This window comes from Nocardioides immobilis (assembly GCF_003515065.1).
GTDB classification, from domain to species: domain Bacteria; phylum Actinomycetota; class Actinomycetes; order Propionibacteriales; family Nocardioidaceae; genus Nocardioides; species Nocardioides immobilis.
In genome coordinates this window covers 14,184-30,385 of the sequence record NZ_QXGH01000031.1, presented here as the reverse complement: position 1 = coordinate 30,385, position 16,202 = coordinate 14,184, and the positions used below count along the sequence as shown (strand labels likewise).

16 protein-coding genes are annotated in these 16,202 nt (G+C 70.8%); 9 read left to right on the top strand and 7 right to left on the bottom strand.

Annotated elements, in window-relative coordinates:
* Window positions 1-143: 143 nt before the first annotated feature.
* The 4 genes from D0Z08_RS23765 (at window position 144) to era (ending at window position 4,771) form a co-directional block, all read left to right on the top strand.
* On the top strand, window positions 144-1,526 hold the full coding sequence (locus D0Z08_RS23765) for an FAD-binding oxidoreductase (protein WP_118927769.1): 1,383 nt from the start codon (window positions 144-146) through the stop codon (window positions 1,524-1,526).
* Window positions 1,526-2,830, top strand: coding sequence for an SAM-dependent methyltransferase (locus D0Z08_RS23760; protein WP_118927768.1), 1,305 nt, complete (start codon window positions 1,526-1,528; stop codon window positions 2,828-2,830). Before D0Z08_RS23765 ends, D0Z08_RS23760 begins: the two co-directional genes overlap by 1 nt.
* Window positions 2,831-2,927: 97 nt before the next feature.
* Window positions 2,928-3,725, top strand: a complete 798-nt coding sequence (locus tag D0Z08_RS23755) for a siderophore-interacting protein (protein ID WP_118927767.1) — start codon at window positions 2,928-2,930, stop codon at window positions 3,723-3,725.
* Window positions 3,722-4,771, top strand: coding sequence for a GTPase Era (era, locus tag D0Z08_RS23750; RefSeq protein WP_118927766.1), 1,050 nt, complete (start codon window positions 3,722-3,724; stop codon window positions 4,769-4,771). Before D0Z08_RS23755 ends, era begins: the two co-directional genes overlap by 4 nt.
* A 3-nt stretch (window positions 4,772-4,774) precedes the next feature.
* Here era and D0Z08_RS23745 read toward each other — a convergent pair whose 3' ends face one another.
* From D0Z08_RS23745 to D0Z08_RS23730, 4 genes are read right to left on the bottom strand one after another with little or no spacing between them, the layout of a single operon-like run.
* Complete coding sequence (locus D0Z08_RS23745; protein WP_182481459.1) at window positions 4,775-5,614, bottom strand: septum formation family protein; 840 nt, start codon at window positions 5,612-5,614, stop codon at window positions 4,775-4,777.
* Entirely contained in the window at window positions 5,607-6,413 is an 807-nt protein-coding gene (locus tag D0Z08_RS23740) for a septum formation family protein (RefSeq protein ID WP_118927764.1), read from the bottom strand. The genes D0Z08_RS23745 and D0Z08_RS23740 overlap by 8 nt, the downstream gene beginning before the upstream one ends.
* Before the next feature lie 19 nt (window positions 6,414-6,432).
* A complete protein-coding gene (locus tag D0Z08_RS23735) occupies window positions 6,433-6,924 on the bottom strand; it encodes a flavodoxin family protein (protein WP_118927763.1) in 492 nt (163 codons plus the stop codon).
* A 17-nt stretch (window positions 6,925-6,941) separates the two neighbouring features.
* A complete protein-coding gene (locus tag D0Z08_RS23730; protein WP_245994367.1) occupies window positions 6,942-8,090 on the bottom strand; it encodes a TIGR03032 family protein in 1,149 nt (382 codons plus the stop codon).
* A gap of 109 nt (window positions 8,091-8,199) precedes the next feature.
* Between D0Z08_RS23730 and leuA the strand changes: the two genes are divergently transcribed.
* The 5 genes from leuA (at window position 8,200) to D0Z08_RS23705 (ending at window position 13,385) form a co-directional block, all read left to right on the top strand.
* On the top strand, window positions 8,200-9,939 hold the full coding sequence (leuA, locus tag D0Z08_RS23725; protein ID WP_118927761.1) for a 2-isopropylmalate synthase: 1,740 nt from the start codon (window positions 8,200-8,202) through the stop codon (window positions 9,937-9,939).
* A 21-nt stretch (window positions 9,940-9,960) separates the two neighbouring features.
* On the top strand, window positions 9,961-10,830 hold the full coding sequence (locus tag D0Z08_RS23720; protein WP_245994365.1) for an alpha/beta fold hydrolase: 870 nt from the start codon (window positions 9,961-9,963) through the stop codon (window positions 10,828-10,830).
* A gap of 24 nt (window positions 10,831-10,854) precedes the next feature.
* Complete coding sequence (gene recO / locus D0Z08_RS23715; protein ID WP_118927760.1) at window positions 10,855-11,610, top strand: DNA repair protein RecO; 756 nt, start codon at window positions 10,855-10,857, stop codon at window positions 11,608-11,610.
* 105 nt (window positions 11,611-11,715) lie between these two features.
* Window positions 11,716-12,525 carry an isoprenyl transferase gene (locus D0Z08_RS23710; RefSeq protein ID WP_118927759.1) on the top strand — a complete coding sequence of 270 codons (810 nt, stop codon included), beginning with the start codon at window positions 11,716-11,718 and terminating at the stop codon, window positions 12,523-12,525.
* A 50-nt stretch (window positions 12,526-12,575) separates the two neighbouring features.
* Window positions 12,576-13,385: a neutral zinc metallopeptidase gene (locus D0Z08_RS23705; RefSeq protein WP_118927758.1), complete on the top strand. Its 810-nt coding sequence runs from the start codon at window positions 12,576-12,578 to the stop codon at window positions 13,383-13,385.
* A gap of 27 nt (window positions 13,386-13,412) precedes the next feature.
* Here the strand turns inward: D0Z08_RS23705 and D0Z08_RS23700 are convergent, their stop codons facing one another.
* From D0Z08_RS23700 to D0Z08_RS23690, 3 genes are read right to left on the bottom strand one after another with little or no spacing between them, the layout of a single operon-like run.
* The gene (locus D0Z08_RS23700; RefSeq protein WP_118927757.1) at window positions 13,413-14,420 is read right to left on the bottom strand and encodes a metal ABC transporter permease; all 1,008 of its coding nucleotides are present in this window, start codon (window positions 14,418-14,420) and stop codon (window positions 13,413-13,415) included.
* The gene (locus D0Z08_RS23695) at window positions 14,417-15,244 is read right to left on the bottom strand and encodes a metal ABC transporter ATP-binding protein (protein WP_118927756.1); all 828 of its coding nucleotides are present in this window, start codon (window positions 15,242-15,244) and stop codon (window positions 14,417-14,419) included. Before D0Z08_RS23695 ends, D0Z08_RS23700 begins: the two co-directional genes overlap by 4 nt.
* Window positions 15,235-16,167, bottom strand: coding sequence for a metal ABC transporter substrate-binding protein (locus D0Z08_RS23690; protein WP_220454326.1), 933 nt, complete (start codon window positions 16,165-16,167; stop codon window positions 15,235-15,237). The genes D0Z08_RS23695 and D0Z08_RS23690 overlap by 10 nt, the downstream gene beginning before the upstream one ends.
* Window positions 16,168-16,202 lie beyond the last annotated feature (35 nt).

The window sequence follows — 16,202 nt, the reverse complement described above, 5'->3', positions numbered from 1 at the left end:
CCTGACACGCCATCGGCACCGTGACAGCGGTTTCCTGGAACTCTTTGCCTGTACCGATCCCCAGCAGTACGGCGACATGCTGTCGCAACAAATGTCGCGTAAACGGGAGGCGTGTTGTCACCGGCGCGCGGTAGTTTCGACGTGTGGCAGACCGTGCCTGGGAAGAACACGTGCGGGCCGTCGATCGGCTCGGGACCTCCTACACAGCCATTCCGCCGGGTGAACCGGTCCGGTTGGCGAAGCAGACCACCAACCTGTTCCGCGCGCGCGCCGCCAGCAGCGCGCCGGGGCTCGACGTCAGCGGCCTGACCGGCGTCATCGCGGTCGACCCGGATCCGGCGGACGGCCCGCCCACGGCCGACGTGCAGGGGATGTGCACCTACGAGGACCTGGTCGACGCGACCCTCCCGCACGGGCTGATGCCCCAGGTCGTCCCGCAGCTGCGGACGATCACCCTCGGCGGCGCGGTCACCGGGCTCGGCATCGAGTCGACGAGCTTCCGCAACGGGCTCCCGCACGAGTCGGTCCTCGAGATGGACATCTTCACCGGTGCCGGCGAGGTGGTCACGGTCGGGCCTGGCGACGAGCTCTTCGACGCGTTCCCCAACTCCTACGGCAGTCTCGGCTACGCCACGCGGTTGCGGATCGCCCTCGAGCGGGTGGCGCCGTACGTCGCGCTCCGGCACGTGCGGTTCGACGACCCCGGCCTGCTCGCCAAGTCGATCGAGGAGATCACCCAGACCAAGGAGCACGACGGCCGGCCCGTCGACGGCCTCGACGGGGTCGCGTTCGCGCCGGGCGAGTACTACCTCACCCTCGCGCGCTGGACCGACGACCCCTCCGGTGGTATCGAGACCCAGGTCTCCGATTACACCGGCCAAAAGGTCTACTACCGCTCGATCCAGCAGCGGCAGACCGACCTGCTGACGATCTATGACTACCTGTGGCGCTGGGACACCGACTGGTTCTGGTGCTCCGGCGCCTTCGGCGCCCAGCACCCGCTCGTCCGCCGGCTCTGGCCGGCCAGCCGGCGTCGCTCGGACGTCTACATGAGGCTGCTCAAGCTCGACCGTCAGTTCGCCATCGCCGACCGGCTCGACCGCCGCGCCGGCCGGCCGCTGCGCGAGCGGGTGGTGCAGGACATCGAGGTGCCGGTCGACCGGCTGGCCGAGTTCCTCGACTGGTTCGACGCCGAGATCGGGATGCGCCCCGTCTGGCTGTGCCCGCTGGTTGCTCACCGGGCATGGACCGCCTACCCGCTCGAGCCGGGGTCGACGTACGTCAACGTCGGCTTCTGGGGCACCGTCCACGTCGGTCCCGACGCGGCGCAGGCCCCGAAGAACCGGGCGATCGAGGCGAAGGTGCACGAGCTCGGCGGGCACAAGAGCCTCTACTCCGAGGCGTTCTACGACGCCGACACGTTCGACCGGCTCTACAACGGGCCGGCGCTGGCAGCGGTGAAACGGCGCTACGACCCCGACGACCGGTTGACCACTCTCTACGACAAGGCTGTGAGGAGCCGTTGATGTCTCAGACCCTGACCCAGCGCCCATTTTTGGCAAAGCTCACGATCGCGGAGGCGTTCGAGTCTCTGCTGAGGGAGCCCGTACCATTGCGCGTCACGGCCTACGACGGCAGCGCGGCCGGCCCCGAGGACGCGCCGTACCGGTTCCACATCGCCACCGAGCGCGGTCTGAGCTACCTGATGAGCTCGCCCGACCCCGATCTCGGACTCGGCCGGGCCTACGTCTCCGGCGACCTCCAGCTGTCCGGCGCTCACCCGGGCGACCCCTACGACGCCCTCGTGGTGCTCAAGACCGGCATCAAGTTCCGTCGGCCGACACCGTCGGAGCTGGTCAACCTGGTGCGCTCGCTCGGCGTGAACCATCTGGTGCCCCCGCCCCCTCCGCCGGAGGAGGCGCCGTCCCGGGCCCGCCGCGTCTTCGAGGGTGTCCGCCACAGCCTGCGCCGCGACGCCGAGGCGATCAGCCACCACTACGACGTGTCCAACCGGTTCTACGAGCTGGTCCTCGGGCCGTCGATGACCTACACCTGCGCGGTCTTCCCCCATGAGGCCGCAACTCTGGAGGAGGCGCAGGCCGCCAAGTACGACCTCGTCGCCCGGAAGCTCGACCTCCGGTCCGGTCAACGGCTGCTCGACGTCGGCTGCGGCTGGGGTGGGATGGTTCGCCACGCCGCCAAGGAGTACGGCGTGAAGGCGCTCGGGGTGACCCTGTCGCGCCAGCAGGCCGAATGGGCGCAGCAGGAGATCAAGCGCCAGGGGCTCGACGACCTGGCCGAGGTGCGCCACCTCGACTACCGGCTGGTCGAGGAGGGGGACTTCGACGCCGTCAGCTCGATCGGGCTGACCGAGCACATCGGCGTGCGCAACTATCCGTCGTACTTCGGGTTCCTCAAGGACAAGCTCAAGCCCGAGGCCCGCCTGCTCAACCACTGCATCACCCGGGCCAACAACCAGCAGTCGACGCGGACCGGAGAGTTCATCGACCGCTACGTGTTCCCCGACGGCGAGCTCGCCGCGCCGGGTCGGTTGGTGAGTGCGGTGCACGACGCCGGTCTCGAGGTCCACGACGTCGAGAACATCCGGTTCCACTACGCGCGGACGCTGGCCGGCTGGTGTGCGAACCTCGCCGAGCACTGGGACGAGTGCGTCGCCGAGGTCGGCGAGAACACCTGTCGCGTGTGGGGCCTCTACATGGCGGCGTCCCGGCTCGCCTTCGAGCGCAACGAGATCCAGCTGCACCACATCCTGGCGGCCAAGGTGGGTGACGACGGCAGCAACGGGTTCCCGCTGCGGCCCACCTGGTAGTCACTTCGAGGCTCGACGGCGGTCGCTGTTCCTGGTGCCGGACGCGGCTCGCCGTACCTACACCGCGGTCGTCAACGCCACTCGATAGCCTGGGCGGGTGAGCACCCGCGCCCAGCAGTACGTCGCCGACGTGCTCCGGCGCGAGCAGCTGTCGACCCACCTGGTGCGGCTCACCCTCGGCGGTCCCGGGCTGGCGGACTTCCCGTCGACCGGCATCCCGGACGAGTGGGTCGGGCTGGTGGTGCCCGGCCAGTTCCAGAGCCGCTACTACACGGTCCGGTCCTGGGACCGAGCCGAGCTGGTCCTCGACGTCGTCGTCCACGACGTCGGGCTGGTCACCGAGTGGGCGAGCGGCGACTGCGTCGGCGACCAGGTCACGATCACGGAGCCGAAGGGCTCGTTCGCGATGCCCGACGATGCCGCCTGGCTGCTGCTGGTCGGCGACCTGACCGCGCTGCCGGCGATGGCCCGGATCGCCGAGACCCACGCGGCTGCGGTGCCGACCCGGATCTGGGCGGAGATCCCGGACCTGCCCGAGGACCTCGGCCGCTGCCTGCCCGACAGCGCCGACACCACCTGGCTGACCCTGCCGGACGACGGCACCAGCCGGCTGGCGGCCGTGGTCGAGGAGATCGACTGGCCCGAAGGGGACGGCTACTTCTGGATGGCCGGTGAGTCGGCACAGATGCGCGCCATCCGGAAGTTCCTCATGCGCGAGCGGCGATTGCCGTCGACGGCGTACGACGTGATGGGCTACTGGCGCGCGGTCGTGGCCCGGCAGCCCCGACCCGTCGACCCGGGCCCGATCTGGCGCGCCGGCAAGGCGGCCGGGAAGTCGGACGACGAGATCTGGGCCGACTACGACCGAGCCTCACAGGAGCAGGTGCAGCAATGAACCGCGAGTTCGATCACCCCGATGACGCCGTGGAGGAGTTCGACGACGTCGATGATGTTGACGAGCTCGACGAGGACTTCGCCGGCCTGCCGGCACCGGCCCCGGCGACCTTCACCGCGACCGAGGGCTTCCGCAGCGGCTTCGCCTGCTTCGTCGGCCGCCCCAACGCCGGCAAGTCGACGCTCACCAACGCCCTGGTGGGCCAGAAGATCGTCATCACGTCCGACAAGCCACAGACGACCCGCACGGTCGTCCGCGGGATCGTGCACCGTGCGGACGGCCAGCTGGTGCTGGTCGACACGCCGGGGCTGCACAAGCCGCGCACCCTGCTGGGGGAGAGGCTCAACGACCTGGTGACGTCGACCTGGTCCGAGGTCGACGTCGTCGCGGTGTGCTTCCCGAGCGACGAGAAGATCGGCCCGGGCGACACGTTCCTCGTCAACGAGCTCGCCAAGGTTCGCCGTACGACCAAGATCGCGATCGCCACCAAGACCGACCTCGCCAGCCCCGAGCGGATCGGACAGCACCTGCTGGACATCGCCGAGCTCGGCCGCACGACCGGCACCGAGTGGGCCGAGATCGTGCCGGTCTCCTCGGTCACCGGCGGCAGCGCGGGTCAGATCGACCTGCTCGCCGAGCTTCTCGTCGGGCTGATGCCCGAAGGACCTGCGCTCTACCCCGACGGCGACCTCACCGATGCGCCCGAGGAGGTGCTCGCGGCCGAGCTGATCCGCGAGGCCGCTCTCGACGGCGTCCGCGACGAGCTGCCGCACTCGATCGCCGTGGTGGTCGAGGAGATGGGCCTGCGCGAGGGCCGGCCCGACGACAAGCCGCTCCTCGACATCCACGCCAACCTGTACGTCGAGCGCGACTCCCAGAAGGGCATCGTCATCGGGCACCGCGGCTCCCGGCTCCGGGAGGTCGGCACGGTGGCCCGGAAGCAGATCGAGTCGCTGCTCGGCACCCCGGTCTACCTCGACCTGCGCGTCAAGGTCGCCAAGGACTGGCAGCGCGATCCCCGCCAGCTCCGGAAGCTTGGCTTCTAGGGGCTAGTCGGGGGCCCAGCAGAGGCCCCAGGTCTGACCCATGTCCCACTGCTCCTTGGTGGGGTACTCGTAGCCCCACCGGTAGTCCAGGGGGTCCTCGGCCACGTCGAGCCCGGCGTCCTCGCAGGGCGACTCGAGCCGGTCGCGGACCGCCGGCACGCCCGGGTACCTGCCGGCCGGGTAGGGCACCACCTGGATCGCCCGCCACGTGTGCTCGACGCCGCAGATCACCCGCTCGAAGTCCGGGTCGTCAGGGGCTGCGGTCCCGCACATGGCGTAGCGGTCCCGGACCGCGTCCTTGTCGAGCGCGCCCTTGAGACCACCGTCGGGCTCGGCCAGCTCCTCGTCGCCGGCGACGATCACGACGTCGCAGCGGTACCAGTCAGCGCCGCGGTCGGACTGCGCCAGGGTCGGCGTGAACCAGACCGGCCGGAACATGCTGAGCCGCAGGGCGGCCTGGTCGCCGCCGAGGAAGCGGGTGAGCGCAGCCGGGCAGGCCTCGGCGACCTGCTTCTGGACCCGCTGGGAGTCGACCGCGAGCAGATGGCCGTCGACCACGGTGTCGAGGGTGCCGACGGCATAGGTCTCCGACGTGTGCGGGTCGGCGCAGGGGATCGGCCGGGCGGCGCTCGTCGGCGCGAGGGCCTGGCGGAAGGTCAGGCGGTAGCAGGCGCCCTCGGCCGGTGCCTGGGGTGGCGGTGCGGCCGTCGGCGGGGGAGTCGGATGCGTCGGACGAGAGGCCGACGGCTCCTTGTCGTCGCCCGCGCAACCCGCGACCGTCACGGCGACAAGGGCCGACAGCAGCACCGACACCGCACGCCGGCGTACGCCGAGGTCACTCACTCGTCTTCGCCCAGCAGACGGAGCGCCGGTTGCCCCCCTGCCACTCGGCCTCGTGGAAGATCGTGAAGCCGTACTCGAAGCGGGCGGGATAGTTGAGCCAGGCCTTGATCGAGTTGGCGCAGAACGCCTTGCTGCGGCTCGCGACGACCTCGTCGCCGGGGTAGCGGTCCTCGGGCTCGCCGAGCTTGATCGTGGTCACGGCGCGCCAGTCGTGGTCCTGGGAGCAGGGCACCTTCTCGCCGTCCGCGACCGTGTCGCCGACCGCGCACACCAGCCAACGGTCGTCGGGGCGGCCGAGCAGGAGTCCCTTCACCGTCGGCGGCAGCGGCCGGTACTCGTCGCTCGATGCGGTGCCGCCCACCGCGTCGCAGCGGTACCAGCGCGCCCCGTCGTCCCACGCCTTCTCCGACGGCCGGAACCACGCCCAGCTGACGATCGCGCGGAGCACCAGGCTCTCGTCGGCGGCGCCGAGGAACTTCTCGAACTTCTTGGTGCAGGTCCGGTAGGCGTACTCGCCCAGGGCCTCGTCGTCGTAGTCGACGTCGTCGAACTCGTCCGGGAGCTCACCGACGGCGAACGTCTCGGCGGTGTGCTTGTCGGCGCAGTCGACGGTGCGGGTCGCGTTGGCGGGCACCTGCTGGACGTCGTCCGGTGTCAGGACCCGGCAGGCCCCCACCTCGGGGAGCTCGGTCGAGTCCACCTGGTCGGGATCGACGTTCTCACCCTGCGGTTCGGTCGCGCAGGCCGTCAGCACCACCAGGGCCGCAAGCAGGGCGAGGAGGGCGCGGACGTGCGTCATCGCCGATCTCCCCCTCGTGTCAGTTGCTGAGCAGTGCGGCGATCGTAGCGCCCAGCTCGTAGGCAGCCGATCGCTCATCCTCGCCCACCTCGCCGAGCACGGCGAGCACGTCGTACGACTGCTTCCAGCCGAGGGCGCCGACGATCGACTGGACCGCGCGGACGCCGCCGGTGAGGTCGTACCGCCCATGCATCCACAGCCCGTACGGCCGGCCCTTCGTCCGACCCTCGGATTCGTCCGCGCCGCCGCTCGGGTCGAGCGCGCCGCCGACAGCGAGGAACGTCGTGTCGAAGAAGTGCTTGAGTGCCCCGCTCATGTAGCCGAAGTTGACCGGAGAGCCGAGCAGGTAGCCGTCGGCGGCGAGTACGTCGTCCGCCGTCGCCTCCAGCGCCGGCCGTACGACGACCTCCACCCCCTCGATCGCGTCGTCGCCCGCGCCCGCCAGGGCGGCCTCCAGCAACGCCTGTGTCGAGCGGGTGGGGGAGTGGTGGACGACGAGAAGCCGGGCCATCCGCCCACGTTATCGGCCTACCCGGGAGCGGGGACGACCCAGACCTCGTCGCCGTCGCCCACCGAGCCGCCGAGCGCGAGGCACCGCGCCTGCGGCACGGCCTGTACGTCGAAGATCTCCTCGACACCGGTGGCGAACTCCAGTGTCGCCACGGTCGCGCCGGTGCTCATGTCGATCACGCCGACGCCGCACTTGAGCTGGTCGTGGAACTCGGCGATCGGCACCTCGCCGAAGACGGCGGTCTCGCGGATCCGCGACAGCCCGACGAACGCGAGGCCGCGGTGGAACGCGAGCCCGCGCGCGTAGCCGGGCAGGAGCGCGACCACCTCGCGGGAACCGTTCGACGGGTCGACGCGCTCGAGCCGGCCGAGGCCCGAGTTGAGCACGAACAGGCTCCCGTCGTGCCAGCGGGGGGAGTGGGGCATCGTCAGGCCGGTCGTGACCGGCTCGCCCGTGGCGACGTCGAGCACGGCACCGCTGTTCTTGGGCAGCTTCCGCCACCCGCCCGTCTCGTTGGTGCGCGCCATCACCGTCACGAACGCGGGGGCCCCGTCCCGCATCGCCATCCCGTTGAGGTGGCAGCGATCCTCGGCGGCGAGCTCGGAGATGAAGGGTGGCCGCCACTGGGGCACGAAGTTGTAGTCGGGGTGGATCGTCGCCAAGCAGGAGAAGAGGGTGTTGACGATCCACAGCGGGCGCTCGTTGTCTGCACCGCCGGGCGCGCCCCAGGCCAGCTCGTGGCCCTGGATGCCGCCGGTCACCGTGGATGAGCGTGCGAGGAGGCAGCGGTCGTGGCGACCCTTGGGCTCCAGCTGCGGCGCGATCTCGGAGTGCTCACGCAGGAACCACACCTGGCCCCGTGCTCCCACCGCGACCTGGTCCGCTCCGACCGCCACGCCCATCGCCTGGTCGAACCGGTGGAAGGAGAAGTTGACCCTCTCCTCGCTGACTCCGACGGCCACCAGCTGTCCGGCCTGGTACGTCGAGACCAGCAGCGAGCACTCGGCCTGCCCGAGCACGGCGGGCAGCGAGTCGCTGTGATGGAACCGAACCTCGGTCACTCCGCTGTCTTTTTCCCGGGCCATGGGCCGGAACGTTATCGACCCGATCAGGCCGTGTCCCCCGATCCGCACCTCGTCGTCGGATGCTAACCTGAGGATCGTCATGATGCGTGCACTGCTTCTTCGTTGCCGCAGCGAGGTCTGAAGCCGGACCCCCTCGCTGCGGAGTGTCGTGCGCGACCGGCGCCCCTTCGAAAACTCAGCCGAGGAAGCCATGACCACCATTCCGCCGCAACAGCCCAGCGGCATGCCGATCCACCGCTACACCCCGTTCGAGCCCGTCACCGTCCCTGACCGGACCTGGCCGGACCAGAAGATCACCGCGGCGCCACGGTGGCTCTCCACCGACCTGCGCGACGGCAACCAGGCGCTCATCGACCCGATGAGCCCGGCCCGCAAGATGAAGATGTTCGACCTCCTGGTCCGGATGGGCTACAAGGAGATCGAGGTCGGCTTCCCGTCCGCGAGCCAGACCGACTTCGACTTCGTGCGCCAGCTCGTCGAGGGCGACAAGATCCCCGACGACGTACGGATCTCGGTGCTGACCCAGGCCCGCGAGGACCTCATCGAGCGCACCGTCGAGTCGCTGGTCGGCGCCGACAAGGCGACCGTGCACCTCTACAACGCCACCGCGCCGCTCTTCCAGCGCGTGGTCTTCAACGTGACCGAGGCCGAGTGCATCGCGATCGCGACCCGCGGCACCGAGTGGGTGATGAAGCACGCCGAGCACCTGCTCGCCGACACCGACTTCGGCTACCAGTACAGCCCCGAGATCTTCACCCAGACGCCGACCGACTTCGCGTTGGAGGTGTGTGAGCGGGTCTCGGACGTGTGGCAGCCGGAGCCCGGGCGCGAGATCATCCTCAACCTGCCGGCGACCGTCGAGATGTCGACGCCCAACACCTACGCCGACCAGATCGAGTACTTCGGGCGCGGCCTGACCCGGCGCGACGTCACCGCGATCAGCCTGCACCCCCACAACGACAGGGGTACGGCGGTCGCGGCGACCGAGCTGGCGCTGATGGCCGGTGCCGACCGGGTCGAGGGCTGCCTGTTCGGCCACGGCGAACGCACCGGCAACGTCGACCTGGTCACGCTGGCGATGAACCTGTTCAGCCAGGGGATCGACCCGCAGGTGAACCTCGCGGGCAGTGGGGGCATCGACGAGATCCGGCGCACGGTCGAGTACTGCACCCAGCTGCCGGTCCACCCGCGCCACCCCTACGCCGGCGACCTCGTCTACACCGCGTTCTCGGGCTCGCACCAGGACGCGATCAAGAAGGGCCTGGAGGACCTCGACAAGCGGGCCGCCGAGCAGGGTATCTCCGTGCGCGAGATCCCCTGGGAGGCGCCGTACCTCCCGATCGACCCGAAGGACGTCGGCCGTACCTACGAGGCCGTGATCAGGGTCAACAGCCAGTCCGGCAAGGGCGGCGTCGCCTACGTCCTCAAGGCCGAGCACAGCCTCGACCTGCCGCGCCGCGCGCAGATCGAGTTCAGCCGGGTCATCCAGGAGCACACCGACTCCCAGGGCGGCGAGGTGACGCCGGAGGAGATCTGGTCGATCTTCCAGGCCGAGTACCTCCACCGTGACGAGCCGTACTCCCTGGCGAGCTGGACCTCCGTGACCGACGCCGAGGGCGACGACGAGCAGCAGGTGCACCTCGTCGTCCGCGGCGAGGAGCGGGTCATCTCCGGCCTCGGCAACGGTCCGGTCGCCGCGTTCGTCGACGGCATGCGGCAGGCGGGCGCGGACATCCGGGTGCTCGACTACGCCGAGCACGCGCTCTCGTCAGGCGGCGACGCGGTCGCGGCGGCGTACGTCGAGTGCGAGATCTCCGGCGAGATCGTCTGGGGCATCGGCATCCACCACAACATCGTCACCGCCTCGCTGCGTGCGGTCGTGTGTGCGGCCAACCGCGCGCAGGCCATCACCATCCCGCAGGTCGGCTGACCTACCTGCGAGGATGGTGCCGTGAGCGAACGACACCTCGCGTCCGAGCGGGTCGGGCAGTACTTCCTCGAGACGGACGGCGGTCGCGACCGGTTGGAGTACACCGAGTACGGCACCGGCGACATGTGGGTGGTGCTGCTGCCGGGCCTGCTGATGCCCCGGCGGATGCACGACCACCTCGCGCGGTCGCTGGCCTCGGCCGGTGCCCACGTGGTCACCCTCGACCTGCTCGGCCACGGCCGGTCGGACCGGCCGGACGACCCGTTCGCCTACTCGGTGACGGCGTTCGCCCACCAGGTCGTCGCGCTGCTCGACGAGGTCGGCGCCGGCGAGGCGGTGATCGGCGGCACCTCGCTGGGAGCCAACGTCTCTCTCGAGGTGGCCGCGATCGCGCCGGAGCGGGTGCGGGGGCTGCTGGTAGAGATGCCGGTGCTCGACAACGCGCTCGAGGTCGCGATCGTGTCGTTCGCGCCGCTCCTGCTCGCTGCGCGGGTGCTGCCCATCGCGTTCACCAGCCTCCGGTTCGTCACCCGGCGGGTGCCGCGGGGGATCGTGCCGTGGTGGGTCGGGATCGGCCTCGACTCGGTCGACCACAAGCCCGGCCCGCTCGCGGCGTACGTCCACGGGCTCTTCTTCGGCCGGGTGGCGCCGCCCGCCTCCGAGCGTCGCCGGATCAAGGCGCCGACGCTCGTCGTCGGCCACCCGCGCGACCCGCTGCACCCGACGTCGGACGCCGAGATGCTGGCGAAGGAGCTGCCGAACGCGACGTTCGACCGGGCGGGGTCGATCCTCGAGTGGAGGCGGTCGCCCGAGCGGCTGGACCTGATGGCGACGAAGTTCGTGCTCGACTGCTGGCGCCCGGCGCGTCGGACCCGTCGTACGGCCAACTGACCGCAGGGCGAGCACAATAGGTAGGTGCCTCTCTACAACGACGAGGCGATCGTCCTCCGCACCCACAAGCTGGGTGAGGCCGACCGCATCATCACGCTGCTGACCCGCCAGCACGGCAGGGTCCGCGCGGTGGCGAAGGGCGTGCGTCGTACGACCTCGCGGTGGGGCTCCCGGCTCGAGCCGTTCACCCACGTCGACCTCCAGCTCGCCGAGGGCCGCAACCTCGACACGATCACCCAGGCCGAGACCCGCGGGGCGTACGCCGCCGCCGTCGGCGCGGACTACGACCGCTACACCTCCGGCACCGCGATGCTCGAGACCGCCGAGCGACTGGTGGTCGAGGAGCGGGAGCCGGCGGTGCAGCAGTTCCAGCTGCTGCTCGGCGCGCTGCGGGCGATGGCGACCGGCGAGCGGCGTCCCGGTCACGTGCTCGACTCGTACCTGCTGCGGTCGCTGGCCGTCGCCGGCTACGCCCCGTCGTGCGTCGACTGCGCCCACTGCGGGCGCGTGCCCACCCCCGCCGCCGACGGCTCGCCCGGCGCCCACCGGTGGTTCAACCCGGCGATGGGTGGGGTGCTGTGCGCGACCTGCCGGATCCCTGGCTCGGCCAGCCCCGCCACCGAGACGCTGACGCTGTTGGGCGGACTGCTCGCGGGCGACTGGCCCGTCGTGGAGGCCGCCGACCCCCGTCACGCCCGTGAGGCGAGCGGGCTGGTCGCCGCGTTCGTCCAGTGGCAGCTCGAGCGGGGCCTGAGGTCGCTGGCGTACGTCGAGCGCTGAGCCTGGGCGCGGTCGGGGTGTCGCACCCGGCATTCCTGTCGCAGATCAGTCCGATGAGGGACCCGAATGGCGGGTACGACGCCCACCCCCTGACAAACTGCAGCCGTGACCCGCGCCTCCCGACGCACTGCACCGCCGAAGCGACGTACCGAGCCCCGCCTTCCGACCCCGCACCCGTCGGGCGCCCGGCCGCCGGCGATCCCGGCAGAGCTGGTGCCCGAGCACGTCGCGATCGTGATGGACGGCAACGGGCGGTGGGCTAAGGAGCGCGGGCTGCCGCGCACGCGGGGCCATGAGCAGGGCGAGCACTCGCTCTTCGACGTCGTGGAGGGGGCGATCGAGATCGGGGTGAAGGCGATCTCCGCCTACGCGTTCTCTACCGAGAACTGGTCGCGCAGCCCGGACGAGGTCAAGTTCCTGATGGGGTTCAACCGCGACGTGATCCGGCGGCGCCGCGACGAGATGCACGAGCTCGGGGTGCGGGTGCGGTGGGCCGGCCGCGCGCCGCGGCTGTGGAAGTCGGTCATCAAGGAGCTCCAGGTCGCCGAGGAGATGACCAAGGGCAACGACGTCCTGACGCTCACGATGTGCGTCAACTACGGCGGCCGTTCCGAGCTCGGCGACGCGGCCCGGGCGATGGCGCAGGACGTCGCGGCCGGGAAGCTCAACCCGGCCAAGATCGACGACCGCACCCTGGGGCGCTACCTCTACGTCCCCGAGCTGCCGGACGCGGACCTGATCTGGCGTACGTCGGGGGAGCAGCGGCTCTCGAACTTCATGCTCTACCAGGCGGCGTACGCCGAGCTCGTGTTCTCCGACGTGCTGTGGCCCGACGTCGACCGGCGCCACCTGTGGGAGGCGGTCGAGACCTACGCGCGGCGCGACCGGAGGTACGGCGGAGCCGATCCCGCCTGAGTGGCGATTCGGCCCCCGACACACGCCCGCGAGCCGTACGCTTCGACGTCATGAGCTCTCCCCGCGCCGGCGTCCTCACCGCCCTCACCGTTGCCGTGTCCCTGTTCCTGACCGCCTGTGGCGGCGACGGGGACGACGAGGCGAGCGACCCCGAGACCGTGACAGTCACGGAGACCCGGGGCGCCGAGGACACCGAGACGACCAGCACCACCACCGCGCCGAGCGACCCGTCCACCACCGAGAGCACCGTCGAGATGACGATCTCACCGACCGGCAGCGTCGACATGGCGGAGCTGGCGGAGGACGTGGAGACCGCCGTCCTCATCACCGATGACTGGTGGAAGCGGCACTGGAAGGACTACTTCACCGGTCGCTACACGGCGCCGAACGTGGTCGGCCTCTACGACGGCTACGACGAGGCGAACGCGCCCACCTGCTTCGGTGAGGCGCTGCCGCCGGGCAACGCGTTCTACTGCCCCGACGGCGACTACGTCGCGTGGGACCAGACGCTGATCGAGCTCGGCTACGAGATCGGCGACGCCTGGCCCTACCTGATCATCGCCCACGAGTGGGGTCACGCGATCCAGGCCGATCTCTCGATGGAGCTGCAGTCGCAGCAATACGAGCTGCAGGCCGACTGCCTCGCCGGCGCTGTGCTCTACGGGCAGCGTGAAGACGGGAACCTGACGTTCGAGGAAGGCGACGAGAAGGAGATCGTCGACGGTCTCAACTTCATCGCCGACGAGGTGCCGTGGGGCATGTCGGGTGACCACGGTGACTCGTTCCAGCGGATCGAGGCGTTCAACCTCGGCCGTACCGCCGGGGTGCCCGGATGCCTGCCCGGCATGACCGACAACTGACCTGAGCCGAACGGCCGCCGCGCCGGGCTAGTGCTCGTCGTAGTGCCCGGCGTGCTCCGCGTGCCGATGGCCGTCGTGCACGTAGTCGACGTGGTCGTCGTGCGGGACCGCGAGATGACCGCAGCCCGGCCCGTGCTGGTGCGCGTGCTCCGGCGCGGTCTCGTGCTCGGTCGTACCGCCGCTGGGGAACGGCGCGCGCAGCCGTGCCCGGTGCCGGAGCCACACGCCGACCGGCCACGCGACGACGTACCCGGCGAGCGCCAGCAGCACGATCGTCGGGCCGGTCTGGGCGTTGATGTCGTTCGTCGACGCGACCGCGGCAACGACGAGCCCGCCGACGGACGCCACGCAGCCGAGGACCATCGCCGCGCCGATCGTCGTGCGGAAGGAGCGGGTGACCTGCTGGGCGGTCGCGACCGGCACCACCATGAGTGCGGAGACCAGCAGCAGGCCGACCGTGCGCATCGCCACCGTCACGCTGACGGCGGCGAGCACGGCAACGAGGACGTTGTAGTAGCGGACCCGTAGGCCAGCCACCTGGGCGAACTCCTGGTCCTGCGCCACGGCGAACAGCTGGGGCGCGAGCCCGAGGCACAGCACGATCACCGCGGCGGCCAGCACCATCGTCACGATGACGTCGTCGACCGAGAGCGTGGTGAGGGAGCCAAAGAGGAAGGTGTTGAGCTTCGCGGCGCTCTGGCCCGCGAGCCCGGTGATGAAGATGCCGCCCGCCAGACCGCCGTAGAACAGCAGAGCCAGGGCGACGTCGCCGTTGGTCTGCCCGCGCTCGCGAATGATCTCGATCAGCACCGACCCGGCGACGGCGACCAGCACCGCGGCCCAGATGGGAGAGGCGCCGGTCATCAGCCCGATCGCGACGCCGGTGACGGCCACGTGACCGATGCCGTCACCCATCAGCGCCAGCCGCCGCTGCACGAGGAAGGTCCCGACTGCCGGAGCCGCGATGCCGGTGAACAGGGCAGCGATGAGCGCGCGCTGCATGAAGGGCAGCGCGAACAGCTCGGCCGGGCTCATCGGTGGGATCCGTTCGGCGGGTCGAGCGGGGACGTGACCTGGGGCGCGTGGTCGTGGTGCACCGAGCGCGCGTGGTGGTGATGGTGCGTGTGCGGCTCCCCGAACCAGGGCTCGTGTGCCTCGTGGTCGCGCAGGGGCGGTCCGTCATAGGCGAGCCGGCCGTCGCGCATCACGACCGCGCGGTCGACGAGGGGAGCGAGCGGGCCGAGCTCGTGGGCGACGAGGACGACGGTCGCCTTGCGCGCCTTCAGCGCGGCGAGCGCCCCCGCGAGTGCCTGCTGGTTGGGCAGGTCGACGCCGGCGGTCGGCTCGTCGAGGAAGAACAGGTCGGGCTGGCCGGCGAGCGCACGGGCGATGAGGACGCGCTGCTGCTGGCCACCGGACAGGTGGCTGACGGCGTCGCGCCGGCGGTGGGCGAGGCCGACCACCTCGAGCGCCTCCTCGATGGCCGCGCGGTCGGCGCGCGACAGCGGACGGAGCAGACGGCGACGGGTCAGTCTGCCGGCGGCCACGACCTCCCACACCGAGGCCGGCACTCCCGAGGCGGCCGTCGCGCGCTGCGGGACGAAGCCGATCCGCGGCCACTCGGCGAAGTCGTCGAGGGGCGTCCCGAACATCCGGACCTCGCCGACGCTCAGCGGGCGCAGCCCGACGAGCGCACGGACCAGCGTGGACTTGCCGGACCCGTTGGCCCCCATGAGTGCGAGGAAGTCGCCGACCTCCACCGACAGGTCGATCCCACGCAGCACCGGACGTCCGCCGATCTCGACCGCCCCGTTGGTGATCGAGACGGCCGGTGTCGCGGAGTCGGTGGTTACCGACATCCGTTGGCCTCTCGGATGGCTTCGAGGTTCGTCTCCATCAGGGAACCGTAGTCCTCGTCGCTGTCGGCGTCCGCCAGTCCCTCGATCGGGTCGAGGGTGGCGGTCGCGAGGTCGAGGTCGGAGGCGAGGCCCGCGACCAGGTCGGGCTCCAGCGGCTCGCTGAACACGGTGGTGATCCCCTCCTCGCCGATGAGCTCCTGCAGGTCCCCGATCACGGCCGGCGACGGCTCGGCATCGGGGGAGAGGCCGACGAGCGGGGCGATGTGCAGGTCGTACTTCTCCAGGTAGCCGAACGCGTCGTGGGACACCACGATCGTGTCACGCTCGCAGTCGGCGAGGCCCGCGACGTACTGCTCATCCAGTCGCTCGAGGTCGCTGCGCAGGTCCACGGCGTTGGCCTGGTAGTCGTCGGCGTTGTCGGGGTCGATCTCGGCGAGCTCGTCGGCCACTGCGTCGCCGAGGTCGGCGAGCCGCAGCGGGTCCTGCCAGAAGTGCGGGTCGGCGTCGCCGTGGTCGTGCTCCTCCTCGCCCTCGTGCTCCGCGTGCTCCTCGTGCGACTCTTCGGCGGGGACCAGGTCCACGACGTCCGCCACGTCCAGGGCGACGCCCTCGGCGTTCTGCTCCACTGCATCGTCGACGGCGGGCTGGAAGCCGTTCTCGAACACGACGAGGTCGGCCGCGGAGATCTTCGCGGTCTCGTCGACGTCGAGCTCGAGGTCGTGCGGCTCCTTGCCCGGCTGGGTCAGCAGCTCGACCTCGGCGTGGTCGCCGGCGACCCGCTCGGCGACGTACGCCAGCGGGTAGAACGCGGCCGCCACCGTCACTCCGTCATCGGTGCTGGGGCCGCCCTCGTCGAAGGCGGAGCAGCCGGAGGCGGCGAGAGCGAGGGCGGCGACGGCAGGAAGAACGACGGACAAGCGCATGAGAATCATTCTCAACTGCGCAAGGCGGGTGAGTC